Here is a 25,103-nt window from a genome sequence, read left to right as displayed (position 1 = left end):
GCAACCACTACTGAAAAACCGATATAACATGTAAAACTAACATTTAATATAGCATGAAAAACTTATCTCTACTCATGTGTACCGCTTTCTGCGGGCTGCATACCGCCCAAGCGGATGCGGCAGACAACAAGAAAAACGAAAGGCCCAATATTCTCTGGCTCACCTTCGAAGATACCAGTGCTTACGAATTCGGCTGCTACGGCAACAAGGATGTGCACACCCCCAATGCAGACAGTCTGGCTGCCCGCGGCATACAATTCATGAACGCATGGTCGGTGGCCCCGCAAAGTTCGGCCGCACGCTCATCGCTCATTACGGGTTGCTACTCCTCGACCTACGGAATGGATGTCCATCCGGTTCCATACGACACCCCGGCAAACATCTTCTTCCCGCAATGGCTGCGTGAAGCCGGATATTACTGCACCAACAACAGCAAGACACACTACAACTCCACCACGGACAACAAAAGCTGCTGGGACGAATGTACGAGAGAAGCCTCTTACAACAGCCCGAAGCGCGGTAAAGACCAGCCTTTCTTTGCCGTATACAATACGGTGACCTCGCACATGGGACGTATCCGCACCTTCCATACCGACGGACGACGAGATTACACCCAAGAGGGCATTTATCCGGAACTGCTCACCCTACCTGCCTACGTGCCCGACCTGCCCGAAGTACGTTCCGACTATGCCGGCCACCTAGAAGCCGTGCAGGATGTGGACACATGGCTGGGATTCTTCCTGAAAGACCTGAAAGAAAAAGGACTGGACGACAACACGATTATCTTCTTCTTCAGCGACCACGGCGGTTGCGTTCCACGCGGCAAAGGCTATTTGTATGAAAGCGGTCTGGAAGTGCCCCTGATAGCCTACTTCCCGCCCAAGTGGCAACACCTGGCGGGAGAAAAGGCATCCGGCAAAGATTATTCTTTGGTCAACTTCACAGACTTGGGACCTACCGTACTTAGTCTTGCAGGCGTAAAACCGCCCAAACACATGCAGGGAAAGGCATTGTTCGGGAAGTACGCGTCCGATGAAAAGCGTGAAATCCAGTTCGCACTGGCGGCCAACCAACTGCATCACTTCATGCCGGTACGTGCCGTAACCGACGGACGTTTCAAATACATCCGCAGCTACATACCCTACCGTCAGTTTGCCCTGCGCAATTACTACCAATGGGGCATGCCGTCCAACAAAGCATGGGACAAGCTGGTTTTAGGCGGACACAACACCAACCCCGACTGGGCGCAGACGTTCAATGCCCATCCTGCCGAAATGCTGTTCGACCTTGAAAAAGACCCCGGTGAACTGCACAACCTGTCCGACTCTCCCGAATACGCAGAAGTGCTGGTAAAGATGCGTACAGCCCTTTCCAACCATATCCGCACCACCAAAGACCTGGGTTTCTTCATACCCACCTCTCGCGAGAATGTGATATTGTATGACAAAGTACGTAAAGAGAAATACCCCTTGAATGAGCTGTACAACCTCGTAGAACTGGCAGGTACAGCCCATGCAGACGATGCTCCCGTATTCGAGAAAGCACTGTCCAGCCAATATCCCGAAATGCGCTACTGGGCGTCCGTCGGTTTGGCACAACTCGGAGCCAAAGGAGAATTGAAAACCTGTCCCGCACCTCTGCTTGCCTTGCTCAAGGATGCCGACCCCTACATAGCCTGCGAAGCCGCCTATGCCGCCGCTTATCTGGGAGAAACCGCCAAAGGCATCGAACGCCTGAATTATCCGGCAAAAGAAGCCGATAGAAAAATCGGTTATTCCCTGCTGGAATGCCTCTCTCTAGATAAAGCCATGCAGCCCGCCATCCGCGTGCATCTGGCAGACCTGAAAGACAAAGCCGAAACACTTCCACGCAAAGCAAACGAAGATGCCGGCCTCATGGCACGCGGCATTCTGGTCAATCTCGGTGAGATGGATATAAAGAACCTGCACGGTCCGGAGTCCTATAAAGCAGGCTTGAAACTGAATCACGGACGCAGACCCATGGTTCCGCTGCCAAACTGATGAAAATTGGATGTAGCTGAAAAGAGACCGGTAGTAAGTATCTTTGTTTTAACACAATCCCGCCTTATGCCTGCGCCTTGAATTTGCGGAGCTGCCACACCAGCATCGTGCCCGCTATCAGACTGGCCAGCAAGTCGGAAATCGGCATACTGTACCAAACGCCTGCCACGCCGAAAAAACGGGGCAGAATTATCAGACAAGGCAGCAACACCATCATCTGGCGAGTAAGGGAAAGAAATATTGCCTTACTCGCCATTCCTATACTCTGGAAGAAATTGGCGGTAACCATTTGAAAGCCTATAATGGGGAAAAACATCACCACAATGCGCAGGCCCTTTGCCGAAAGGGCAATCAGTTCGGCATCCGAAGTAAAGATACTCACCACCCAGTCAGAGAAGAGCATACCTACAATAAAGCCGAAAGTAGTGACGCAGGTTGCATAGATTATCGTCAGTTTCAGAGTCTTGATGACACGGGCATGCTGTCCGGCTCCGAAGTTATAGCCCGCAATGGGCTGCATTCCCTGGTTCAGTCCCATTACAATCATTACGATGATAAATACCAGCCGGTTGACAATGCCGAAAGCACCGATAGCCAAATCGCCGCCATACTTTTTCAATCCCTGATTGATAAGGATTACGATGAAGCATGCCGCCATATTCATCAGGAACGGCGACATGCCGATAGCCAGTGAATCGAAGACTATCTTACGCTTCAAACGGAAAATACCGCGGTGAAAATGCAGCAGTTCGTCTTTATTGCTGAATATCCTGAGCTGCCATATCAATGATATGACCTGCGCCACAATCGTGGCAATGGCCGCCCCGCGAATGCCCCAGCCGAAACCGTAGATGAACACCGGGTCGAGTATCGTGTTGATAATCACCGTGGCAATGGTGGCATACATCGCTTTCTGCGGATGCCCCGAAGAACGCAGCACCGCATTCAATCCCAGATAAAGATGCGTAACGGCATTGCCGAGAAGGATAATCTGCATATAATCGCGCGCATACCCCACAGTCTCGTCACTGCCGCCGAAGAAGTAAAGAATAGGGTCGAGGAATGCCATTACAACCACCGTAAAAGCCACCCCCAGCAGAATATTCAGCACAAATACATTGCCCAGAACCCGCTGCGCCGTGTCATAGTCCTTCTGCCCGAGCTTGACGGAAATCAACGTAGCCGCTCCCACACCTACCAGCGAACCGAAAGCCGCTGCAAGGTTCATCAAGGGGAAAGTCAACGCCAGTCCCGAAATAGCCATTGTGCCCACACCGTGACCGATGAAGATACTGTCCACCATATTATATAAGGAAGATGCCGTCATGGCAATGATTGCCGGAACGGCGTACTGCATCAGTAATTTACCTATATTCTCCGTGCCCAACGCTGTGGGTGTTTTTTGTCCTGCCATACTTTTTACCTGTTTTTTCGAGGGCGCAAAGGTACTCAAAATTCGTCAGGTGAGCAAGTATCGCGTCCCGTCTTAAGGAAGAACCGCACTCTCTCCTATCGGAAGCGTATCAGAGACAGGGAAGAAAGCGTATCAAGCCCGACCCAAGGCTCCTTCTCCCGAGAACTTACCCGGCGATTATCCCACAACCTGCCACAGAGCACACGGAGCATACGGCGAATAAATTCCCCTAAAGGTTCGCTATCTGAAAAATGTTTCGTATTTTTGTCCCCAAATTGAGTGAATTATAGCGAAATGAACGTATTAGAACTAAGTGAACAAGAAATCATTCGTCGCAACAGCATGAATGAACTTCGCGCGATGGGTATCGAACCCTATCCCGCAGCAGAGTATGTAACCAACGCTTTCTCTACCGATATTAAAAAAGAATTCAAAGACGACGCCGAACCGCGCCACGTATCCGTAGCCGGACGCATCATGAGCCGCCGCGTCATGGGGAAAGCCTCTTTCATCGAATTACAGGACTCCAAAGGCCGTATCCAGGTATATATCACCCGCGATGACATCTGTCCGGGCGAAGACAAGGAAATGTATAATACCGTATTCAAACGCTTGCTCGATTTAGGCGACTTCATCGGTATCGAAGGCTTTGTATTCCGCACTCAGATGGGCGAAATCAGTATCCATGCCCAGAAGCTGACCGTGCTTGCCAAGAGCATCAAGCCGCTTCCTATCGTAAAATATAAAGACGGTGTGGCCTACGACTCGTTCGACGACCCGGAACTGCGCTACCGCCAACGCTACGTGGATCTCATCGTGAACGACGGCGTCAAGGAAACATTCCTAAAGCGCGCCACAATCATCAAGACCATGCGTGCCGTACTGGACGAAGCCGGCTATACGGAAGTGGAAACACCGATTCTGCAATCCATCCCCGGCGGTGCAAGCGCACGCCCCTTCATCACCCACCACAACTCATTGGATATGGACCTCTACCTGCGTATCGCCACCGAGCTTTACCTGAAGAGACTTATCGTAGGCGGTTTTGAGGGTGTATACGAAATCGGAAAGAATTTCCGTAACGAAGGTATGGACAAAAACCACAACCCGGAATTTACCTGCATGGAGCTGTACGTACAGTATAAGGACTACAACTGGATGATGGGATTCACCGAGAAACTCCTCGAACGTATCTGTATCGCTGTAAACGGCAGCACAGAGACTACCATCGACGGAAAGACCATCAGCTTCAAGGCTCCTTACCGCCGCCTGCCCATCCTGGATGCCATTAAGGAAAAGACCGGCTACGACCTCAACGGCAAGAGCGAGGAAGAAATCCGCCAGGTGTGCCGCGAACTGAAAATGGAGATTGACGACACTATGGGCAAAGGCAAGCTGATAGACGAAATCTTCGGCGAATTCTGTGAAGGCACATTCATACAGCCTACCTTCATCACCGACTATCCGGTAGAAATGAGCCCGCTGACCAAGATGCACCGCAGCAAGCCCGGACTGACCGAACGCTTCGAGCTGATGGTGAACGGTAAAGAGCTGGCCAACGCATACAGTGAGCTGAACGACCCCATCGACCAGGAAGAACGCTTCAAAGAGCAGTTGAAACTGAGTGAAAAGGGTGACGATGAAGCTATGTTTATCGACCAGGACTTCCTGAAAGCGCTGCAATACGGTATGCCTCCCACATCGGGCATCGGTATCGGCATCGACCGTCTGACGATGTTGATGACCGGACAGGCATTCATCCAGGAAGTATTGTTCTTCCCGCAGATGCGCCCCGAAAAGGTCACTCCGAAAGACGCGCCTGCCAAATTCATGGAACTGGGTATCCCAGAAGAATGGGTGGCAGTTATCCAGAAGGCCGGCTACAACCTGGTTAGCGACATGAAGGATGTAAACCCGCAAAAGCTGCACATGGACATTTGCGGCATCAACAAGAAATATAAATTGGAACTGGCAAATCCGACCGTGAAAGATGTGGAAGGTTGGGTTGAGAAAATCTAAGAAATGAAACTACCCGGTAAGATAGCCATTATGGGCGGAGGAAGCTGGGCCACTGCCATTGCAAAGATGGTACTGGCACAAGAAGAGACTATAAATTGGTATATGCGGCGCGACGACCGCATTGCCGATTTTAAGCGTCTCGGTCATAACCCTGCCTACCTGACGGGCGTCAAGTTCGATACCAAGCGTATCAATTTCAACTCAAACATCAACGATGTAGTCAAGGAGTCGGATACGCTTATCTTTGTAACTCCTTCTCCTTATCTGAAGGCTCACCTGAAGAAGCTGAAGACAAAAATCAAGGATAAGTTCATCATCACTGCCATTAAGGGCATCGTACCCGATGACAACATGATTGTATCGGAATACTTCACGAAAGAATACGGTGTTCCTACCGAAAATATCGCAGTGCTGGCGGGTCCCTGCCATGCGGAAGAGGTTGCGCTCGAGCGGCTTTCCTATCTCACGATAGCGTGTCCCGATATAGACAAGGCGGACAAGTTTTCCCGCCGTCTGGCAAGTTCATTCATCAAGACTTCCGTAAGTAACGACGTGGCAGGTATCGAATACGGCTCCGTACTCAAAAACGTATATGCCATTGCCGCCGGCATTTGCAGCGGACTGAAATACGGCGATAATTTCCAGGCGGTACTCATGTCCAATGCCATACAGGAGATGAACCGTTTCCTGCAAACCGTACATCCGCTGAACAGAAACATCAGCGATTCCGTTTATCTGGGTGACATGTTGGTGACAGGATACTCCAACTTCAGCCGTAACCGTACGTTCGGTACGATGATAGGTAAAGGATATTCCGTAAAAAGCGCCCAGATAGAAATGGAAATGATAGCCGAAGGTTATTACGGAACCAAGTGCATCAAGGAAATCAACAAGCATTACCACGTGAACATGCCGATACTGGATGCTGTGTACAACATCTTATATGAGCGCATCTCACCGATGATTGAAATCAAGTTACTGACTGACTCTTTCCGGTAATGCGGAAAAGAGGACAGCAAGGACAAAATACAGAATTTAAAACCTATAATATTATGATTAGTTTGAACATTGAAAAGACTCTTGGATTCATTTCCAAAGAAAATGTTTTCGCCTACGAAACCCAAGTCAAGGCTGCACAGGAAGCATTGGAAAACGGAACCGGTAAAGGCAACGACTTTTTAGGCTGGCTACACCTTCCTTCTTCCATTACAAAGGAGCACCTGGCAGACCTGAAAGCTACCGCGCAAGTGCTGCGCGAGAATTGTGAAGCAGTGGTTGTTGCCGGAATCGGCGGAAGCTACCTCGGTGCACGCGCCGTTATCGAGGCTTTGTCAAACAGTTTCGCATGGTTGCAGGACAAGAAGTCCGGCCCGGTTATTCTGTATGCAGGACACAACATCGGTGAAGATTATCTGTACGAGCTTACCGAATATCTGAAAGACAAGAAATTCGGTGTTATCAATATTTCCAAATCGGGAACCACTACCGAAACGGCTTTGGCCTTCCGCCTGCTGAAAAAGCAATGCGAAGACCAACGCGGCAAGGAGATGGCCAAAAAGGTGATCGTTGCTGTTACAGACGCCAAGAAAGGCGCAGCACGCGTTACCGCAGACAATGAAGGGTACAAATCTTTCATTATCCCCGATAACGTAGGCGGCCGTTTCTCCGTACTCACCCCGGTAGGTTTGCTTCCCATCGCCGTTGCAGGCTTCGACATCGAAAAGCTGGTAGCAGGCGCGGCAGCTATGGAAAAAGCTTGCGGAAAGGATGTTCCGTTCGCTGAAAACCCGGCAGCTATCTATGCAGCCACCCGCAATGAACTCTACAAGAACGGCAAGAAGATTGAAATCCTTGTAAACTTCAACCCCAAATTGCACTACGTAAGCGAATGGTGGAAGCAACTTTACGGTGAATCCGAAGGTAAAGAGAACAAGGGTATCTTCCCTGCATCCGTGGATTTCTCTACCGACCTGCACTCCATGGGACAATGGATTCAGGAAGGTGAACGTACCATTTATGAAACTGTCATTTCAGTAGAAAAGACTCAGTATTCGCTGCAAGTTCCTTCGGACGAAGCCAACCTCGACGGTCTGAACTTCCTCGCCGGAAAGCACGTGGACGAGGTGAACAAGATGGCGGAACTCGGCACACAACTGGCTCACGTAGACGGTGGCGTACCCAACATGCGCATCGTGATCCCTGCACTGAATGAGGAAAGTCTCGGTGGATTGCTGTACTTCTTTGAGAAAGCATGCGGCATCAGCGGCTACCTGCTGGGGGTTAATCCGTTCAACCAACCGGGTGTGGAAGCCTACAAGAAGAATATGTTCGCCCTACTGAACAAGCCGGGTTACGAAGAAGAATCCAAAGCCATCCAGGCAAGACTGTGATAAATTAAAATCGAGAGTTGAGAATTGAGAAATGGCTGCACACAAATTACCATGTGCAACATCAAAAGGCTGTTTCTTGATTCCCAACTCTCTGTTTTATCCCCCTATTTCTAATTTTTTATTCTCAACTTATCAAGTGTTTAAAGAAGCAATATCCCGCTATTTAAGAGAACACGGATACGACAATATCCGGCTGAAAGCCGTTCTTTTCGACATGGACGGCGTGTTGTTCAACTCCATGCCTTATCATGCCGATGCATGGCATACGGTAATGGAACGTCACGGTCTGCATCTAAGCCGCGAGGAAGCTTATATGCACGAAGGACGTACGGGAGCAGCAACAATCAACATCGTATATCAACGGCAATACGGCAAAGATGCCACTCCTGAGATGATAGAGAGTATCTATGCCGAAAAAAGCGAAGAATTCAACAGACATCCCGAACCCGAACGTATGCCCGGAGCATGGGAAGTGTTACAGAAAATAAAAGCGGAAGGGTTGACTCCCGTATTGGTAACCGGTTCCGGCCAGCACTCCCTGCTGGACAGACTGGCACATAACTTTCCCGGCATGTTCCAACGCGAACGTATGGTCACCGCCTTTGATGTGAAATATGGCAAGCCCAATCCGGAGCCTTATCTTATGGGACTGGAAAAAGCAGGGGTAAAGGCCAATGAAGCTATCGTTGTGGAGAATGCACCCATCGGCGTCCAGGCGGGAGCAGCGGCAGGGATATTCACAATCGCTGTCAATACCGGTCCGCTGGACGGACAAGTGCTACTGGATGCGGGAGCCAATCTGTTATTCCCTTCCATGCAGGCTTTCTGCGATAACTGGGAAGCTGTGCGGGATGCGCTTGCATCTGAAGAGTAAAGAGAGGACAATTCTTGAAATTGAAGTTTAGAAAACAAAGAGACGTTATGTGGAGAAAGCTGCTTGGAATACTGACATTGTTTTCTTTCCTGCCGTATTTTTCGATTTGCCAGAACAAGCTTCGGGAAAATGGCTGGTATCATATCTTGTCCGGACAGACGGACAGTATTTCCAGAGAGCCTATCGTAACGACGAAGGATTTCATCGCCCTTAAACTGGATACGGATTATTTCGGAAAATATGTAATCAGCGGACAAATCAGCAACTATAAACGAAAGAAATGGGCCGAAGAAACGGGAAAGGCAACAGGCAGGCAGATAGCTTTCATATTCAATGATTCTGTCATAACCAATCCACGGGTCAACTGTAGCATAGAGAGCGGTGCTTTCCAGATAACTTCAGTTCTTGATGAAAAACTACCGGACATATATAAACAACTGAAACAAGAGAAGATTGATTCTATCGAAACGCTTTTCAAGGGCTGGGAAAAAGATTCTCTCTATTTTGCCATGCCCCCGGAATACAGAGATTCCATAAGAATGGCAATTGATTACTGGGAAGCCTACACATGGATAAAGCTAACCACTAAGCCCGATGAACACTATTGGTACAGCATAACAGACTCTGCCGAGTACAAAAAGCTGGAAAAAGCCCTGAAAGAAGAACTAGAGAAGTCCAATCTTAGCAGCAGGACTTCAGATTACATGCAGTCGGATACATATCAAACGTATAAAATGTATGTATGCAACAATCCTGAATATATCAACCTTATGTTCCAATGTTTTCTTTTCAAGAAAATCAGAGGGTTGTACAGCTATCTGATAGACGATATTATCCAGACCAAATATCCTTCCGCCCCAAGTATAAGGACATATGTTGACAAGACGGACAATTCCGATGATGAGAGATTTGCCGTATATGAATGGCAACGACAGATATGGGTCTTGATGAATAAGGACAAATAGACGGATGACCAAAGAGATATATAAATAAAAAATCCTTGATAACCAATAGTTTATCAAGGATTTTCCTGTGACCCCGGTGCGATTCAAACGCACGACCTTCAGAACCGGAATCTGACGCTCTATTCACTAAGCTACGGAGCCTTAATTCGGATACAAAAGTAGAAAAAATCTCCGCATATTCCTAATCTTCATACATTTTTTATATCTGTTTTGCATATTACCCTTTCAATATTATTTTGAGAACATTAAACGGATATACATATACATTTTGTTATTTTTTCAATCAAAACAGAAACAAGTATCAATATTATTTCTATCTTTGCCGAACAAATTAATAGAAGTTTCAGAAATTAAACCTATGAGCTACCTGATAAAACCCGAAGGATACAAACCTTTATTGGACTTAAAACAAACGGAATTAGGCATTAAACAGATTAAAGAATTCTTTCAGTTGAATCTTTCTTCCGAACTCCGTCTGCGTCGTGTCACCGCCCCTCTCTTTGTATTAAAAGGCATGGGTATCAACGACGACTTGAACGGTGTGGAACGGGCTGTGTCGTTTCCCATCAAAGATTTAGGCGATGCGCAGGCAGAAGTGGTACATTCGCTTGCCAAATGGAAGCGTCTGACACTTGCCGAATACGGTATAGAACCGGGATACGGAATTTATACCGATATGAATGCCATCCGTGCGGACGAAGAGCTGGGCAACTTACATTCTTTATATGTAGACCAATGGGATTGGGAGCGCGTTATCACCGAACAAGACCGTAACATAGACTTTCTGAAAGAGATAGTCACCCGCATTTATGCTGCAATGGTCCGTACGGAATATATGGTATATGAAATGTATCCGCAAATCAAGCCCTGCCTGCCACAGAAGTTACACTTTATCCATGCGGAAGAGCTCCGGCAGATGTATCCCAATATAGAACCGAAATGCCGTGAGCATGCCATTGCCAAGAAGTTCGGCGCCGTATTTATCATCGGCATCGGCTGCAAACTAAGCGACGGCAAAAAACACGATGGACGCGCTCCGGACTATGATGACTACACAACTCCCGGCTTGAGCGGTCTGCCCGGCTTAAACGGCGACTTATTACTGTGGGACGATGTGCTTCAACGCAGTGTGGAATTATCCTCAATGGGTATCCGCGTAGACAAAGAAGCCCTCCAGCGTCAGCTCAAGCAGGAAGACGAAGAAAAACGTCTGGAACTCTATTTCCACAAACGCCTGATGGGAGATGCGCTGCCCTTGTCTATCGGTGGCGGTATCGGCCAGTCCCGGCTGTGTATGTTCTATTTGCGCAAAGCCCATATCGGAGAAATACAAGCCAGCATCTGGCCCGAAGATATGCGCTCGGAATGTAAGGCACACAACATACATTTAATCTAAATACAACCTGTAAACAATATAAAGTCCCGCAGAGTTTCAAAGGAAAAAGCAAAAAACTCTGCGGGGCTCTTTGTATACTATGGTGAAATATTTGTATCTTAGCAACGTAAACTACTAACACTTCCTATTATGAACGTTCAGATCGAAGATAGCTGGAAAGCACATTTGCAGCCTGAATTTGACAAAGATTATTTTTATACATTAACGAACTTCGTGCGTGAGGAATATGGTAAATATGCCATATATCCACCGGGGAAATTGATATTCAACGCTTTCAACTTATGCCCTTTTGACAAGGTAAAGGTAGTGATTATCGGCCAGGACCCATACCATGGTCCCGGACAAGCCCACGGACTCTGTTTCTCCGTCAACGACGGTGTGCCCTTCCCGCCCTCTTTAGTCAATATTTTTAAAGAAATCAAAGCGGATATCGGAACAGATGCGCCGCCTACCGGCAACTTGACCCGTTGGGCGGAACAAGGCGTATTGCTGCTCAATGCCACCCTCACCGTACGTGCCCATCAAGCCGGCTCCCATCAGAACCGCGGCTGGGAAACATTTACAGATGCCGCCATCCGTATTCTTGCCGAAGAACGGGAGCATTTGGTCTTTATATTATGGGGAGCTTATGCACAACGAAAAGGTGCTTTTATCGATCGCAACAAACACTTGGTACTGACATCCGCACACCCTTCTCCTCTTTCCGCATACAACGGTTTCTTCGGAAACAAGCATTTCAGCAAGACGAATGAATACCTGAAAGCGCACGGAAAGGAAGAGATAAAATGGTAAGGCGGCACTGATAAAAAAGGGGTACGAAAAAATGTGCTTGATGATTTCTTTTAGGCACGGAATTACACGGATTACACGGAAGAAGGAATGAAGCAGGTAACGTTATCAAAATCCGTGAACTCCGTATAATTCCGTGCCTAAAATCAAATAATGCCGCCAGAAACAGTTGGCAACATCACCCTAATTAGTACCACTGAATATTACTCTGTGTCTGGCTTCTCTGCTCCCATTTCAAGTCTTGCAAAATGCTTGCGTTGGCACGAATGGTAAAGTTGTAATATTTCCACTGTCCGAAAGGAGACAGACTGGCCGACATGCTGAAACAGTGCAGGTCACGTGTAATATTAAAGGTGGTCTGTACTATCTTCTTTGCTTCAAAATCGTAACCGGAGTTAAAGCTCACCGCCCACTTATTGGAAAGTTTTATATTACCCGAAGCGCTCAAGTTATGAGTATAACGGTAAGGATAGCGCATCTTTTTCCGATTGATAGGCTTGCTACGGTCTTCGGAAATATTAAAACTATAATTGAAATTCAAAGACCACGGCATCTTGAACACCTGATAACCATCGGCATCCACCGCTGCCTTTTCCACTTTCTTCTTGGGAATGCCGCTCTCATCGGAACTTGCCTCCGCATCTTCCCCTTCCTCGGAAGAATTTTCCTTATCTTTCTCCTTATCGGCATCCTTAGTGCCGCTCAGCTTCTCTTTCCACTTTTTCCATGTTTCGTTATTAAACGTATAGCTAAAGGAAGAACCGTATCCCTGGAAAATACCAAAACGTCCGTAGGACCATTCCGTACGGTCATTCTCTACCACATTTCCATTCTTATCGAACTTATAACCGTATGTCTTGAATGAAGAGCTCATACTGAACGTGTAATTCTTGCTCAACTTCAAACGCAAATTCAGCCCAAGGTCACCCCAAGGACGTGTCGCAGCCGCCATATTGTAATTAATATTAGCTCCCAACTCGTCAATCAGACTGATTTTCTTAATCGTATCCTTCTTACTGCTGTAATACTTCATCTCCAGGTTGTTGGAGATACTGAAGGTTATATTTCCCTGCTTGCCTCTTCCCGGCACATCAAACGCCTGACCGGCATAGGGAGAATAAACCACCGTATCCCGTCTTCCGTCCGCATAATTCTTGATATAGGAGTCGTAATAACCGTAGCGCGAGGAACCAAAATCCGGTGCGGCACTTATACTCACAGACGGGGTTATGACATGGCGGATCTGTATCTTCTTTTTAGGAAGGAATATAGGATTATACATACCGTATATCTTCGTATTGATACCCAGGCTGGCATTGTAGTTATACACACGATGAAAACCGTAAATCGTATCGGTAGCTACTTCCCTGCCGCTTCCTCCGGCATTAGGGTCCCAGTCTTTCATGACCTTGCGCGTATACCAGCGTTCGGTATAGCTGACAGAAGGTGTTACATTGAAGTACTTGAACAATGTGAAAGTGGCACTGATAGGAATCTCATGCTTCATACCGTTTTTCCAGTCCTTTATCAGATTGGATTTAAACAGCAGGTTGTCCTTGGTCTGGATACTGTTGGTCAAACGCCCCGTATACCGGATGGAAATCTTCTCATACCATTTTTCTTCACCCGCCGCTTTCTTACGCTTAAAAGGGTAAAGCGTAGACAAGGAGATATTCAAGTCGGGCAGAGTGACATTGACCGAGGAGTCCTTCATAGTCTGTGCGATATTGGTGGTTGCCGCAATCGTCAGTTTCCTGTCGAAGAAATAACGGGAATAGCTGATACTTGAAGTTTTTGTATTCTGCGACATGGCATTCGAATTGTACATATTGCCGATGTTGGTACGCTCATAACTACTGGTAGCAAAGTTCACGCTGGCAGAAAATGTCTGATTCGGATTGGCCTTCGCATCCTGTCTGTGAGACCATACAATCTTGAAGTCCTTAGCCACAGAATAATCCGGTAATCCTTTATCACCGGTTTTGGTTACCTGGTAGCTTGCCTGAAACAAGCCCGAATATTTGTACCGTTTGATATAATTGGACTCGGCATTCAAAGCCCAGGAACCTTTCGTAAAAATATCGGCACGCAACTTCAAATCCATCTTGTCACTGATGGCAAAGTAATATCCACCGTCCGTCAAACCGAAACCGCGGCTGGAGTCATCCATATAGGTAGGCATGAGGAAACCCGACGAATAGCTGCTCGAAAACGGGAAGAAAAAGAACGGCACGGCAAGCGGCAAAGGCACATCCTCCACCACCAGATAGGCAGGTCCGGTCACTACATTCTTTTTGGGGCGCACTTTTGCATAAGTCATCTGCATATAGAAGTGGGGGTGCTCATGGTGGTCGCAGGTCGTGTATCGGCCACTCTTCATATACAGTTCGTCATTAGCGCCTTTTTTTGCATTGTTTCCGGTTACATATCCTTCGCCCTGCTGGCTGACTACATTACTTATAATACCCTTCTTACTCTTGAAGTTATAGCGAATCGTATTAGTCTCGTATGGGGTTTCTCCATCCTTGAAAACCGGTGTTCCCTTCTTCACGCCCAACGAATCCTCCACTCCATGGGCATAAACCGTGCTACTATCCATATTCATGGTAATAACATCCGCCGCCAATTCTATCTGCTGATAGTTTACTTTTCCCTGACCATAGAGATGCGCATATCCGCCTTGAGTAAATACAATGGAATCGTTTGCCTCATAAGTCACCGGAGCGTCCAAAGGCTGTTTCTTCTTGCCGGAAGCTGCCAGCGTATCCATCCGTAAAGAATCGGGTTGCAAGGTATCGCGCATACCTCTCCTATGAGAAGATGCAATCCCCTGCCCCAGCGAATCACTCCGCAAAGAGTCCACTTGCTGTCTTCCTGGTGGTACAACACCGCGCCGACGACGTTGCGAAGCAGCCTCACCGGAAAGAAGAAGTAAGACGAATAGTAGTATGAATGATATGAATGTATTTGCTTTCAATGGCGTCATTAACTAACAGTTTACGCTTGAACGGGCAAAAGTACGTAATTTATACGGATAATCTCCCTTTTTAAAGAAATTTAGATTGCTACAAAAACAGTTTACACCAATAATCAAAGCGTTGCACGCCGGCTTTGCCATAACGCAGCAGGCTGTCACGCGCTTTCTCTACACTTTTTTCCCTGTCCAGATGTGTCTTGGAATAAAACTTATCTGCAAAACATACAACCTGCTCTTCCATACTTACCGGAAGCATGTCCCGGTGAGGAACAGGCAGATTTTGCGCAATAATATCCTCCAGTGCGAGACCGGCCCCCGTATGCCTTTCACAGACCAAGGCATGACGCGGATATCCTTCCGAACGCACCAGGTCCGCTCCCAAATAGCCATGACAGATATAAGGTTTGTCGCCAAAGCAATAAATGCCGTCGGCATCTGTCAGGAATATACCTATATCGTGCAACATAGCCGCTTCATACAGAAAATCTCTGTCCAAAGACAACTCCGGATGGCGGTCGGCAATCCACAAAGCCTTATCGGCCACAGAACGGCTGTGCGTCAGTAGGATATGCCGCAATTCATTGGCTTCCGGATAATATTTATCAATCAACCCTTGGGGACTCATTTTTTATTTTTTGCTGAATTTATAAACAATGACTTTCCGGCGCAAGTCGCAACTGCGCAGAGGAGTGCGGTATACTTCCTCCACCCGGTAGGTGTCTTCCGTATCCTGCAGGAACTGTTCTTGCAGTTCGTCCGTCACCAGCACATAACCTTGGGCAGGGTTCAGTTTATCAAAGATACGCACCCGGTCGCCCAGATAATAATTTATGCCATAGAACTTAACCCAGTCGGCATACGAATAGACCATGCCTTGAGGCTCCAACTCGTTCAGGCGTACAGCCAGATGCCTGTCCGACTTCACCGCCAATATAGTAGGCTGATAAACGCCGTCCAACGACACAAATATACACAAAATGCAGCCAGCCGTACCATATAACAGCGAACGCGCGTCTGCACGCTTTACCAGCATATACAGCAAGCAACCGGCAGCTACAAGCGGCAGGAACACAATCAGCCATTTCGGCAGTGAGAGCTCCACCGTATGCAGTGCATTCACAAAAGCTATATTCTCGGCGGCATGCTTGCCTGTTCCCCAAATACTTTCGGGAATCATGTCCAAACGCACGGCAAAGAAAGTAACGGTAAGCAATATTGTCAATGCAACGAAAATCCAGGCGGAAATCCGGAATACTTTCGCGCCTCGTTGCACCAATGCCAGCAGGTATTCGGCAAGCAGCATTCCCATAAACGGATAGATAGGCAACAGATAGACGCTACGCTTACTTTTGGGAATACAATAGAAGATGAAAATCGTTAAAATCACTACCCACGCAAAAAGCTGCAACGGTGACTGAGAACGGAATTTGCACCACGCTTTCTTTAAACGTTCGCCAACGGAAGCACCTTCCGGCAGAAGACGTATCTTTTTCCATTTCAGTCCGAACAAGGAAATAAGCAGCACTAAAGTCCAGGGAATCCATCCCCAAATAATAGTCAGGAAGTTATACCACAACGGATTCTCGTGCGATGCATAGGACATTTTCCGGAAGAAACGTCCGGTATTCTCTTCCAGCATCAAGTTGACAAACGCCTCTCCGCCTTGCTGATAAGCTGCCCAAAACCAAATGCCCAAAGGGATGAGGGACAGTAACCCGATGCCCAGCAGTGAAAAGAAAGTTTTTCCGAACGAACGCCCGCGCAACAACTGATACACCCCGATACCCAAACAGGGAAAGATAGAGCCGACCGGCCCTTTTGTCAATGTAGCGCATGCCATCAACAGTACGGCCAACCAAGGAATTCCTTTGCAATTCTTCTCATCCCATCGGAAAAGCAGACATAATGAAATCACGATGAGAGAAACTTGCAGCATATCAAGCCGGCAAGCTACCGCCGCACGGTGCACTTCAAAAGAGGACAAAAGAAGGATAGAGGTCAGAAATGCAATCTTTACATCCTTGCGTTTGGCTACGAAGCTGAAGAACACCAACTGCATAGCCAGAAAAGCAAGCGCCGACGGCATACGTGCCGAGAACTCCGTGACTCCTCCCAAGACGGATGAAATGACGGCTATTGTCCAATAAAGGAAAGGTGGTTTATAAGCTATTTCCACTCCGTAATTCATCGGGAGTATCCAGTTACCGCTTTCCAGCATGGTATATGCAACTATCGCCTCACGCGGTTCCCCTTTCGAATAGAATATGGTTTCCCCTAAAAAGGGAACCAGTACAAGTACACTTAACAGTGCAATAAACCAGAACGCTATCTTTCTGTCCGACATATATTTTCGTTTTTATATTTTTCCGGCTGCAAAAGTACGAAATATTCTACAACAATACCTAACTTTGCCGGCTCAATGATAGCGTAAACCTAAAATGAAGCATTTAAAAAGATTTCCCGAGTTCATACGTTTTGTCATGGTGGGTGTCCTTGCAACCGCCTTGCACTACGGGATATACTTCTTACTGCAACGGTTTGTCAATGTAAATATAGCCTATACCCTCGGCTATGTCCTGAGCTTTATCGCCAATTTCTACCTTACCGCATACTTTACGTTCGGCAAAAAGCCGTCATGGAGCAAAGCGTTCGGTTTTGGCGGAGCACATTTATTCAATTACCTGCTGCACATCGGTTTGCTGAATACATTCCTCTGGTTGGGACTCTCCAAAACCCTTGCCCCTATTCCGGTATTCGCCATAGCCATTCCGGTCAATTTCCTGTTGGTACGCTTCGTTTTCAAACGAAAAGACTGATATTTCTCAAATCAATAATTTTTAATTATAATATTTATCCCGGACTTCTCCGGAAAATAATATATTTGCAAAGTATTTACCATACACATTTGCGAAATGAAGAAAGTAACCCTACTGATTCCGGTCTACAACGAAGAAGCGATGCTCCCTACCCTATATCAGCGCTTGATAGAACTTATCAACCGCAACGGCACTTATGCATGGGAAATCCTATTTATCAATGACGGCAGCAGCGACCGGACACTCGACGTTATCCGCCAACTCCGACAAACGGACAGCAGGGTAAATTTCGTGAACCTCTCGCGCAACTTCGGTAAGGAAATCGCCATGCTTGCAGGCTTCGACTACACCACCGGAGACTGCTGCGTGGTAATGGATGCCGACCTGCAAGACCCTCCCGAACTTGTAGACCGGATGCTGCAATACTGGGAAGAAGGTTATGACGACATCTACGCCAAACGCCGCAACCGTGGCGAAGAGAGCTGGATGCGCCGCCGGCTGTCACTTGCTTTCTACAGCATCTTACAAAAGATGAGCCGGATAGATATCCTGCCGAACGTAGGAGACTTCCGCCTGCTCGACCGCCGCTGCGTACTGACGTTAAGACACTTGCGCGAACAGGAACGCTATACCAAAGGACTATTCTGCTGGATAGGCTACCGGAAGAAAAGCATAGAATTCGACCGGGGCGACCGCCTTGCCGGACACTCCTCATGGAGTTTCTTCAAACTGCTGAACCTGGCAATCGAAGGAATCACCTCCTCTTCCACCGCTCCCCTGCGCATTGCCACCGTTTGCGGTATTCTCTGTTCCATTTCCAGCTTTATCTACGCCATCTATTTCCTGATAAAGACCATCATATACGGCGACCAGGCCGCCGGTTTCCCCACCCTGATAGTCGTTATTCTGTTCTTGGGCGGCATCCAACTGTTCGCATTGGGCGTTATCGGAGAGTATATCGGGCGCATTTTCAAAGAGACCAAAAGACGCCCTGCTTATATCGCATCGGATTACAATGAGAAGAAATTGGGATATGACGAATAAATTACTATTGCCCACTAATTTCCGTATGGCTAAAGAGGCGGTTGCTCACTTTTCCGCTTCCGCCACAACTGATAACTGTTGAAAATGTTTTGCCACATATTATACATACAGCATAATATAACTCTGATTATCAAAGCAAAAGCCCACCTATTACTAATAGTGGGTAACAAAATAGTAACAAAAAAACGAAGAAATCGCTTTGCGGTGGGCTTCATGTGCAAAGGTAACAAAAGCTCTCTAACCATAAAAGCAAAACTGGCGAAAAGAAGAATACTGTTTTTCTTTTCGCCAGCATATATAATTTGCTGTCAATAGAAATTAGTTTAGTCCGTTTTGGATATATAGACAAAAACACAAACTAAACTTGTGTTTATAATAACTTTTTCAACTTATCTATGACATATCTTCCAATGCAGAGAACTTTGAATGATTTAGGCAACAGATATTTGGATGTTTTAATTAGAATGTCCCTTTTTTACACCTAATATCTATCTAAGAAATCTTACTTTTGTTTGATAATTAAAACAGAATGGAGAAAATTCAAGTAATACAACCTACCAAATTGCTCGCTCCTTATATAAAGCAATATTGGTTTTTAAGGATAGATGATGTAAAGCAAGGCTTTCAACGTTCTATCCCGGCAGGTTGTGTAGCACTTGTTTTTCATAAAGGGAACAAAATTATTTCTTCTTTTCATAAGGGAACGCAGCCACATTACAAATAGGGTAAATTTCAATAATGGATTGTTTTGATGAAAAAAACTCTTCAATATTTAGACTTACTGACATAGGGCTGTCATAGAAGACGCTATCTTTGTATCAAAAAGTATTCAACTTAATATTATAGAATATGAAAAGATTATTTTTATGCTCATCATTTGCTGATGTTGCTAATCTATTTGTCGATTGTGCCAAAGAAGATTTGCAAGGGAAAATTATAGCTTTTATACCAACTGCAAGCCTTACAGAACCAATACGATTCTATGTAAAAAAGGGGAAAAAGGCTTTAGAAGAAGCAGGAATGATTGTTGAAGAAGTCGAGATTACCCAACTGCCCAAAGAGGAAATATCTTCTATATTACATAAATGCGATTATATCTACATAACAGGTGGAAATACATTTTTCCTTTTGCAAGAGTTAAAAAGAAAAGGTGTTGATAAAATTATATCTAAACAAGTGAAATTGGGTAAACTGTATATTGGGGAATCTGCCGGAGCAATAATAGCCTCTCCCGATGCAGAATATATGAGAAGTGTGAATTTTGATCCAATAGAAAAGGCTCCTGAATTGAAAGACTGTACTTCTTTAGATTTGGTCGATTTTTATACGATTCCCCATTATGGAAATTTTCCATTCAAGAAAAAAGGTGAAAAGATAGTTCAACTATATAATGAGAAGTTGCAGCTTATTCCTATAAGTAATAAACAAGCTGTTATTATTGAAGATTCAAATATTCAAATTAAAGATGCAAAATGAATAGAATAGACCGTATTTCTGCTATATTGATTCAGTTACAATCGCACTCGTTAGTGAAAGCACAGCAAATTTCAGAACGTTTTAATATAAGCATTCGCACTGTATATCGAGATATAAGAACATTGGAAGAGGCAGGCATTCCTATCATAGGAAATCCCGGTATTGGTTATTCACTTGCAGAAGGATTCAAATTATCTCCTCTAATGTTTACTCAAAAAGAGGCTTTGTCCTTTTTGATTGCAGAGAAATTAGTACATGAACTAACTGATTCAAATAGCAACGAACATTATAAGTCTGGAATAGAAAAGATTAGGTCTGTCATGCGTTTTGCAGACAAAAATATGTTAGAAACAATGGAAAAGTGCATGTCTGTATTGGATACTTATAAATCATCTACCTATAAACCTGATATTCTTTTACTTATTTTACAAAGTATATACCAAAAAAGAATTATTGAAATATCTTATTTGGGAAGTAATGCGTTAAGTGTTTCAGAACGAAAGATTGAAGCTGTTGGAATTTTCTTTTCGAGAACTAACTGGTATCTAATAGGCTTTTATCTTCCCAAAGAAATCTATCTTACATTTCGGATAGATAGAATTCAAAAAATGCACATTCTTAATGAATTACAATCACGGGAGCATCCTCCTTTGGAAAAATTCATACGCGAGTTTTATGATAAAGAAAAATTACATGAAATCGTTATAAGAATAGAAAAGAATAAAACCTCCATAATGAATGATGATAAATATTATTACGGATTAACATCTGAGAAAGAGATAGGGGATATGTTTGAACTTCATTTTCTAACATTTTCAATCAGTAAGTTTGCACATTGGTATCTGTCTTTTGCAGATAGTGCAACTATAATAAGACCAGATTCTTTAAAATATGAAGTTAAAAATATTATCAATAACATTTCTATTTGATTGCTGTCAAATAGTATTTTTAATCGACTCAATGAAAAAAATATTCGACCAAAGATTTTTCCGCTTATTGTCGGAATGCTCACAACGTAAAGTGTCTGCATCTGAATTTGCAGAAGCTATCGAAGAATTGGCGACCCATGTAGCCAATTTTAGTATCAATGAGCAGGATTACAACGTTTTACTACGTTATTTTTCCTTTGGTTTGCACCGTCTTAAATCGTATCGTGTACGGTTTGAGCAAGAAAAAAATGCCCCATCTGCATCTAATTGATGAAGCGATAGGACTTTTGAACACTGAAATACGCCTTATCGAGTGGCGCATCAAATACCCGGAACAGCTACAGCAACGTATCAACAAACAGCCCCTTTCCCCTCTCTATCTCGCAGACAAGACAACCCTTATCAACATCATGGAAATGGTAAGCGGTCTGTTCCTCTCCAAAAACATCGTGTATCAGAACGGCAAGCCCGCCTACTTGGTGGACTTGGCGAAAGCCTTTGAATGGCTGTTCAACATCAAGATAGGCGACTGTTACCAAAAACATGAGGACGTGATAAAACGAAAGCCGGGCAAACTGACCGGGTTTCTTAATGGATTGGTAGAACTTATCAAAAAGGAACATGACAAGAAAGGATATAGATAATCAGTGACTTATGATTTATTTATAGGGGATTCCATTAGTTCCCCCGTAATTTCTTTGCGCCTATTTTCTGAACTTTGCTTCATCAATTGATTGACAGACAAGAATGTATAATCAGAAAAATGAAGCAATCATGTATATAGACAATGACGATTTCAGCGTATGGATGCAGAAGCTGTACGCCAAGCTGGAAGAACTCTGCAAGGATGTACGGGTACTACGCAATGCGGACAAGGTACTACCCGAAGATGACAACCTATTGGATAATCAAGACTTGTGTTTATTATTCAAAGTAAGTATCAAAACTCTGCAACGCTACCGGGCTATCGGTGCGCTGCCTTACTTCACTATCAGCGGAAAAGTGTATTACAAGGCTTCCGATGTCCGGGAGTTTATTAAAGAACGGTTCAGCGTCACCACGCTACGCCAGTTCGAGAAAGAACACTGTACGAAGAAAAAGAAGTGAATCTGAAAAGCCGGAACGGTGAATGTACTTCATCTGTTCCGACTTTCCCCGTTTATGGCTTACCCAACTTATCGGCTTCTTTCTTTAGCTGTTCGGCTTGCTCATTCAACAGCCTTGCACGTTCCAGTGCTTCCGCCTGCTTTTGGATGCGATATTCAAAATCCATCACTGAATCGGTCAAACTTCGGATAAAACCGTTATCCCGTTGCCACTTGAACTTGTTTTCCAGCATATCAAAAGTTTCCCCGTCTGCCTGTCCTTGCATCAGCAAATAGCGGTATTTCATATCGTTGTCCTGCAACTGCTGCATACGTTCAGCCAAACGGACATTCAAGAATATGGAAACGGAACAGACGACCAGCACTGCCGAAAAAACAAACAATCCCGGACGAATCCAAGAAGCGACCTTGTTGTAAATCCGTTGATAGAACGGTAAGGGCGTAGCTTCCTCTTTATCCGTCTTGCAAGAGCCCAAAGTATCAATCATTACCTTGAAACAACGGTAGGTTTCCAATGTTATTTTCTTGGTGTCCTCTATGTTCTTCTGCTGACCTTGCATCCTGCTCCTTATGTCGTCAAGTTGGCTTTGAATAACCCGCAACTTTTCTTCGGGAACAGCCGAATTACTGTGCAGTTCCGACAACGCTTGTTCGATTGCTCCCAGCCGTTCGAGAGTTTCCTCCCGACTGGCTGGCGTTGCCTGTGCTTCCTGCTTCTCTTTCAGTTCCGTAACCATAGAGAGAAGCCCCTCTAAAATCAAATTATCTTCCATGTCTTTACTGTTTAAGTTGTTTTTTCTTTTTCTTCTTCTTTCTCAAATTAAAATTAGGTTCTTCATCCACTGGGGGAGAAGAAGCAGAAAACAGACCGAGTGAACCTGTTATCAACGGACTGTCAGCCTTGTCCGGTGCAGGTGCTTGTTCCCGAACGGGTGCGAAAGTTGTTTGCCGTTGGCTTTCGGCAACATTCATTCCTGCATCCCCGAAACATTTATCCAGTTTGGAAAAACTGAAACTGCGGTCTATCTCCGACCCCTTGAACGTGTATTCGCCTTTGGAAAAGGATATGCCCTGTATCTCGTCAGTCTGTCCCTTTCGTTTGAACTGGATAGTGATACCCTTTTCCGCTAACCTGTGCTGCAACTGCTGCCAGTTACGGGATTTGCCGATTTCATTTTTCACAGCCGTGTAAATCTCGTATTTTGATTTGTCCGGCTCTTTCAATCGGTGCTGCTTCACCTGCTCTTTTCCCTCGGCGAAATAAAGCCCGTGTTTGGCTTTCAGCTTCTTGCATACCTGTTCGTTACGATACATGTCGTTCCTGTCCGAAATGGTCTTGCCGTTATTGTCTATGCGGTTGAACACGATATGCACATGTGGGTGTTCCCGGTCTTGATGGCGCACGATGATATACTGCGTATCGGTGATTTTCATTTCACGCATATACTCCTGCGCAAGCTGTACCATCTTCCCATCTGTCAATTTGGGCGCATCCACTGCCGAATAACTCAACGCAATATGTCCGACAGGCTTTTTCAAGTCGGGATTCATCCCGGTCTGCATACAGAAGCTGTGGATTATATCTCCCCGGCTTTCAGTCAGAACCCCGTCCGCATGAAGCAAAACCGCCTGCTCCTTGCCAAGCACATAGTTCACACAGCCCTTAAACCCGCTTCCCTTTTTTATTTTTCCAATCATCTGACAAATGGTTTATGATTTCAATAATCCGGTTTTTGAGCTTCACCAGTTCCACCGCCACCAGTGCGAAACCTCCGGCATTCGCCCGGTGCGCCAACTGGTTGATGTTGTTGGCTTCCCCTGCCAGTTTGCGGATGGTGTCCGCATCCTGCCTGTTCAGCCGGGGTATGACCTCTACCGAAACAACCGCCTGCCTTACATACTCACTGACACGTAACCCAGCTTCCCCGGCTCGCTTTCTGATGGCGTAATACTGCAACTCGGTCAGTTTCGTACTGACAACCCGTTGCTGCTTCTCTATCCGTTTCTTTGCCGGACGTCCCCCCGGCTTATCCTTTATATTCGTCATAGGTTTTTACATTTAAATGGTATCTTAAAAATTGCGACCAACGGGAGAAATTTTCTTTGCGGTGAGCAAAGCAAGGTAGTTTCGGTTTACCGAAACATAACCTTGCTCTCCAAATAAACCGCCAGCCGTTGGTAGTCCTGCCGGATTAAATGCCCCTGCCTCTCTTTTGTCTTGGGGCGGCACGTTGTCCGGTTTCCTGCTTCGTTTCCTGCACTTGGCTGGCTGCGTTTTTCTGTTCCTGCTTCCTGCCGCACAGATAATCGTTCAAGTCCGAATATCCCCTATAATTGTGCGAGAAGTCACGCACACGGTAGGGGTATTCCAATTCGATAGCCCGTGTCGCTTCATATCCAGCCTTGTCATTGTCAAGCATACAGTGGATGCGTTCATACGGGTACAGCACGTCAATGGCTTTCGACACATTGGCGGTAGAGTTAAGAATGGCATAATCCTGCCTGTCAAGGTCGGGTATGGTCGGACAGTTCCTCATGCGGAGCGTAAGGAAAGAGAGGTAGTCCATGAAACCCTCGAACACCAAACACTTCTCCCTCGGCTCTCCCTGCTGCCGTATATGGGTGATGTCTTTCGGGGCGATGCAGCCTTTGAAAAAGGAATTGCGAACCTCGTAACCTCCTGCCATGTTCGGGAAACCGATAGCAAAGAACGGTCTGCCATTATTGGTAAAATGGAGTTCCTTACATTCTCTTTTTGCCAGTTCGACATTGATACCCCGTCCCTGCAAGTAACGGAGCAATGCCGGATGGGTAAGGTCACGGACTTCCAAATGCTGGAAGCTCGGTTCTGTCCTACGCTGGGGAAAAGAAAAACTGACCGGACGGA

Annotated in this window: 24 protein-coding genes and 1 tRNA gene; 16 read left to right on the top strand and 9 right to left on the bottom strand. The window is 45.8% G+C overall.

The annotated features are described in order from the left end of the window. The first annotated feature begins 53 nt into the window (after positions 1 to 53). The gene (locus tag H8S52_RS15625; RefSeq protein WP_117899209.1) at positions 54 to 2,021 is read left to right on the top strand and encodes a sulfatase; all 1,968 of its coding nucleotides are present in this window, start codon (positions 54 to 56) and stop codon (positions 2,019 to 2,021) included. Between the two features lie 64 nt (positions 2,022 to 2,085). Here H8S52_RS15625 and H8S52_RS15620 read toward each other — a convergent pair whose 3' ends face one another. Continuing rightward, on the bottom strand, positions 2,086 to 3,435 hold the full coding sequence (locus tag H8S52_RS15620) for an MATE family efflux transporter (RefSeq protein WP_005657300.1): 1,350 nt from the start codon (positions 3,433 to 3,435) through the stop codon (positions 2,086 to 2,088). Positions 3,436 to 3,729: 294 nt separating this feature from the next. On the opposite strand from H8S52_RS15620, the gene lysS reads away from it, so the two are divergent. The 5 genes from lysS (at position 3,730) to H8S52_RS15595 (ending at position 9,683) form a co-directional block, all read left to right on the top strand. Continuing rightward, positions 3,730 to 5,454 (top strand): lysine--tRNA ligase, encoded by a 1,725-nt coding sequence (gene lysS, locus H8S52_RS15615; protein ID WP_117857092.1) that lies wholly within the window; start codon positions 3,730 to 3,732, stop codon positions 5,452 to 5,454. A gap of 3 nt (positions 5,455 to 5,457) precedes the next feature. Then, positions 5,458 to 6,453 (top strand): NAD(P)H-dependent glycerol-3-phosphate dehydrogenase, encoded by a 996-nt coding sequence (locus H8S52_RS15610; RefSeq protein ID WP_005657304.1) that lies wholly within the window; start codon positions 5,458 to 5,460, stop codon positions 6,451 to 6,453. Between the two features lie 53 nt (positions 6,454 to 6,506). Further along, the gene (locus H8S52_RS15605) at positions 6,507 to 7,844 is read left to right on the top strand and encodes a glucose-6-phosphate isomerase (RefSeq protein WP_186910183.1); all 1,338 of its coding nucleotides are present in this window, start codon (positions 6,507 to 6,509) and stop codon (positions 7,842 to 7,844) included. A 136-nt stretch (positions 7,845 to 7,980) separates the two neighbouring features. Continuing rightward, entirely contained in the window at positions 7,981 to 8,718 is a 738-nt protein-coding gene (locus H8S52_RS15600; protein ID WP_060385474.1) for an HAD-IA family hydrolase, read from the top strand. Positions 8,719 to 8,765: 47 nt separating this feature from the next. Next, the gene (locus H8S52_RS15595) at positions 8,766 to 9,683 is read left to right on the top strand and encodes a hypothetical protein (protein WP_186910182.1); all 918 of its coding nucleotides are present in this window, start codon (positions 8,766 to 8,768) and stop codon (positions 9,681 to 9,683) included. Between the two features lie 68 nt (positions 9,684 to 9,751). On the opposite strand, the gene H8S52_RS15590 is transcribed toward H8S52_RS15595, so the two are convergent. Further along, positions 9,752 to 9,824: transfer RNA gene (locus tag H8S52_RS15590), tRNA-Arg, on the bottom strand. Positions 9,825 to 10,041: 217 nt separating this feature from the next. On the opposite strand from H8S52_RS15590, the gene asnA reads away from it, so the two are divergent. Both asnA and ung read left to right on the top strand, forming a co-directional pair. Continuing rightward, positions 10,042 to 11,079 (top strand): aspartate--ammonia ligase, encoded by a 1,038-nt coding sequence (gene asnA / locus H8S52_RS15585; protein WP_186910181.1) that lies wholly within the window; start codon positions 10,042 to 10,044, stop codon positions 11,077 to 11,079. 129 nt (positions 11,080 to 11,208) lie between these two features. Further along, the gene (ung, locus tag H8S52_RS15580) at positions 11,209 to 11,871 is read left to right on the top strand and encodes a uracil-DNA glycosylase (protein WP_016661842.1); all 663 of its coding nucleotides are present in this window, start codon (positions 11,209 to 11,211) and stop codon (positions 11,869 to 11,871) included. A gap of 184 nt (positions 11,872 to 12,055) precedes the next feature. Here ung and H8S52_RS15575 read toward each other — a convergent pair whose 3' ends face one another. The 3 genes from H8S52_RS15575 to H8S52_RS15565 all read right to left on the bottom strand — a co-directional run bounded on the left by H8S52_RS15575 (position 12,056) and on the right by H8S52_RS15565 (position 17,189). Further along, on the bottom strand, positions 12,056 to 14,854 hold the full coding sequence (locus H8S52_RS15575; protein ID WP_117739915.1) for a putative LPS assembly protein LptD: 2,799 nt from the start codon (positions 14,852 to 14,854) through the stop codon (positions 12,056 to 12,058). Between the two features lie 79 nt (positions 14,855 to 14,933). Next, positions 14,934 to 15,470, bottom strand: coding sequence for an HD domain-containing protein (locus H8S52_RS15570; protein WP_022104324.1), 537 nt, complete (start codon positions 15,468 to 15,470; stop codon positions 14,934 to 14,936). Between the two features lie 3 nt (positions 15,471 to 15,473). Continuing rightward, positions 15,474 to 17,189, bottom strand: a complete 1,716-nt coding sequence (locus H8S52_RS15565) for a glycosyltransferase family 39 protein (RefSeq protein WP_186910180.1) — start codon at positions 17,187 to 17,189, stop codon at positions 15,474 to 15,476. 94 nt (positions 17,190 to 17,283) lie between these two features. Here H8S52_RS15565 and H8S52_RS15560 point away from each other — a divergent pair, with 94 nt between their 5' ends. From H8S52_RS15560 to H8S52_RS15525, 8 genes are all read left to right on the top strand, one after another. Then, positions 17,284 to 17,661, top strand: a complete 378-nt coding sequence (locus H8S52_RS15560; RefSeq protein WP_186910179.1) for a GtrA family protein — start codon at positions 17,284 to 17,286, stop codon at positions 17,659 to 17,661. Positions 17,662 to 17,757: 96 nt separating this feature from the next. Further along, a complete protein-coding gene (locus H8S52_RS15555) occupies positions 17,758 to 18,705 on the top strand; it encodes a glycosyltransferase family 2 protein (protein ID WP_022104321.1) in 948 nt (315 codons plus the stop codon). 529 nt (positions 18,706 to 19,234) lie between these two features. Continuing rightward, positions 19,235 to 19,429, top strand: coding sequence for a DUF6597 domain-containing transcriptional factor (locus H8S52_RS15550; RefSeq protein ID WP_049702064.1), 195 nt, complete (start codon positions 19,235 to 19,237; stop codon positions 19,427 to 19,429). Between the two features lie 125 nt (positions 19,430 to 19,554). Beyond that, positions 19,555 to 20,181, top strand: a complete 627-nt coding sequence (locus H8S52_RS15545) for a Type 1 glutamine amidotransferase-like domain-containing protein (RefSeq protein WP_004315354.1) — start codon at positions 19,555 to 19,557, stop codon at positions 20,179 to 20,181. Next, positions 20,178 to 21,110: a YafY family protein gene (locus H8S52_RS15540; protein WP_004315355.1), complete on the top strand. Its 933-nt coding sequence runs from the start codon at positions 20,178 to 20,180 to the stop codon at positions 21,108 to 21,110. The genes H8S52_RS15545 and H8S52_RS15540 overlap by 4 nt, the downstream gene beginning before the upstream one ends. A 31-nt stretch (positions 21,111 to 21,141) precedes the next feature. Continuing rightward, positions 21,142 to 21,381: a hypothetical protein gene (locus tag H8S52_RS15535; RefSeq protein WP_004315356.1), complete on the top strand. Its 240-nt coding sequence runs from the start codon at positions 21,142 to 21,144 to the stop codon at positions 21,379 to 21,381. Continuing rightward, complete coding sequence (locus H8S52_RS15530; protein ID WP_008770715.1) at positions 21,335 to 21,754, top strand: RteC domain-containing protein; 420 nt, start codon at positions 21,335 to 21,337, stop codon at positions 21,752 to 21,754. Before H8S52_RS15535 ends, H8S52_RS15530 begins: the two co-directional genes overlap by 47 nt. A 130-nt stretch (positions 21,755 to 21,884) precedes the next feature. Then, a complete protein-coding gene (locus H8S52_RS15525; protein ID WP_008997282.1) occupies positions 21,885 to 22,217 on the top strand; it encodes a helix-turn-helix domain-containing protein in 333 nt (110 codons plus the stop codon). A 52-nt stretch (positions 22,218 to 22,269) separates the two neighbouring features. On the opposite strand, the gene H8S52_RS15520 is transcribed toward H8S52_RS15525, so the two are convergent. From H8S52_RS15520 to H8S52_RS15505, 4 genes are all read right to left on the bottom strand, one after another. Then, a complete protein-coding gene (locus H8S52_RS15520; RefSeq protein ID WP_004315359.1) occupies positions 22,270 to 22,989 on the bottom strand; it encodes a hypothetical protein in 720 nt (239 codons plus the stop codon). Positions 22,990 to 22,993: 4 nt separating this feature from the next. Next, positions 22,994 to 23,914, bottom strand: coding sequence for a relaxase/mobilization nuclease domain-containing protein (locus H8S52_RS15515; RefSeq protein ID WP_049702061.1), 921 nt, complete (start codon positions 23,912 to 23,914; stop codon positions 22,994 to 22,996). Then, positions 23,880 to 24,263, bottom strand: coding sequence for a MobC family plasmid mobilization relaxosome protein (locus H8S52_RS15510; protein WP_049702060.1), 384 nt, complete (start codon positions 24,261 to 24,263; stop codon positions 23,880 to 23,882). The genes H8S52_RS15515 and H8S52_RS15510 overlap by 35 nt, the downstream gene beginning before the upstream one ends. A 145-nt stretch (positions 24,264 to 24,408) precedes the next feature. Further along, on the bottom strand, positions 24,409 to 25,103 hold a 695-nt coding region (locus H8S52_RS15505), incomplete at its 5' end, for a toprim domain-containing protein (RefSeq protein WP_255470096.1).

Source organism: Bacteroides sp. NSJ-48 (assembly GCF_014287405.1).
Classification (GTDB): Bacteria; Bacteroidota; Bacteroidia; order Bacteroidales; family Bacteroidaceae; genus Bacteroides; species Bacteroides stercoris.
Note: the sequence above shows the minus strand (reverse complement) of the source record. Positions and strands in the feature narration are given on the sequence as shown.

Excerpts from the sequence above, each read along its gene's own strand:
- H8S52_RS15595 (WP_186910182.1), top strand. The coding sequence starts at position 8,766 with ATGTGGAGAAAGCTGCTTGGAATACTGACATTGTTTTCTTTCCTGCCG.
- H8S52_RS15605 (WP_186910183.1), top strand. The coding sequence starts at position 6,507 with ATGATTAGTTTGAACATTGAAAAGACTCTTGGATTCATTTCCAAAGAA.
- H8S52_RS15525 (WP_008997282.1), top strand. The coding sequence starts at position 21,885 with ATGTATATAGACAATGACGATTTCAGCGTATGGATGCAGAAGCTGTAC.
- H8S52_RS15540 (WP_004315355.1), top strand. The coding sequence starts at position 20,178 with ATGAATAGAATAGACCGTATTTCTGCTATATTGATTCAGTTACAATCG.
- H8S52_RS15625 (WP_117899209.1), top strand. The coding sequence starts at position 54 with ATGAAAAACTTATCTCTACTCATGTGTACCGCTTTCTGCGGGCTGCAT.
- H8S52_RS15550 (WP_049702064.1), top strand. The coding sequence starts at position 19,235 with ATGGAGAAAATTCAAGTAATACAACCTACCAAATTGCTCGCTCCTTAT.
- H8S52_RS15535 (WP_004315356.1), top strand. The coding sequence starts at position 21,142 with ATGAAAAAAATATTCGACCAAAGATTTTTCCGCTTATTGTCGGAATGC.
- H8S52_RS15565 (WP_186910180.1), bottom strand. The coding sequence starts at position 17,189 with ATGTCGGACAGAAAGATAGCGTTCTGGTTTATTGCACTGTTAAGTGTA.
- H8S52_RS15620 (WP_005657300.1), bottom strand. The coding sequence starts at position 3,435 with ATGGCAGGACAAAAAACACCCACAGCGTTGGGCACGGAGAATATAGGT.
- H8S52_RS15560 (WP_186910179.1), top strand. The coding sequence starts at position 17,284 with ATGAAGCATTTAAAAAGATTTCCCGAGTTCATACGTTTTGTCATGGTG.
- lysS (WP_117857092.1), top strand. The coding sequence starts at position 3,730 with ATGAACGTATTAGAACTAAGTGAACAAGAAATCATTCGTCGCAACAGC.
- asnA (WP_186910181.1), top strand. The coding sequence starts at position 10,042 with ATGAGCTACCTGATAAAACCCGAAGGATACAAACCTTTATTGGACTTA.
- H8S52_RS15575 (WP_117739915.1), bottom strand. The coding sequence starts at position 14,854 with ATGACGCCATTGAAAGCAAATACATTCATATCATTCATACTACTATTC.
- H8S52_RS15570 (WP_022104324.1), bottom strand. The coding sequence starts at position 15,470 with ATGAGTCCCCAAGGGTTGATTGATAAATATTATCCGGAAGCCAATGAA.
- H8S52_RS15555 (WP_022104321.1), top strand. The coding sequence starts at position 17,758 with ATGAAGAAAGTAACCCTACTGATTCCGGTCTACAACGAAGAAGCGATG.
- ung (WP_016661842.1), top strand. The coding sequence starts at position 11,209 with ATGAACGTTCAGATCGAAGATAGCTGGAAAGCACATTTGCAGCCTGAA.
- H8S52_RS15610 (WP_005657304.1), top strand. The coding sequence starts at position 5,458 with ATGAAACTACCCGGTAAGATAGCCATTATGGGCGGAGGAAGCTGGGCC.
- H8S52_RS15510 (WP_049702060.1), bottom strand. The coding sequence starts at position 24,263 with ATGACGAATATAAAGGATAAGCCGGGGGGACGTCCGGCAAAGAAACGG.
- H8S52_RS15515 (WP_049702061.1), bottom strand. The coding sequence starts at position 23,914 with ATGATTGGAAAAATAAAAAAGGGAAGCGGGTTTAAGGGCTGTGTGAAC.
- H8S52_RS15545 (WP_004315354.1), top strand. The coding sequence starts at position 19,555 with ATGAAAAGATTATTTTTATGCTCATCATTTGCTGATGTTGCTAATCTA.
- H8S52_RS15520 (WP_004315359.1), bottom strand. The coding sequence starts at position 22,989 with ATGGAAGATAATTTGATTTTAGAGGGGCTTCTCTCTATGGTTACGGAA.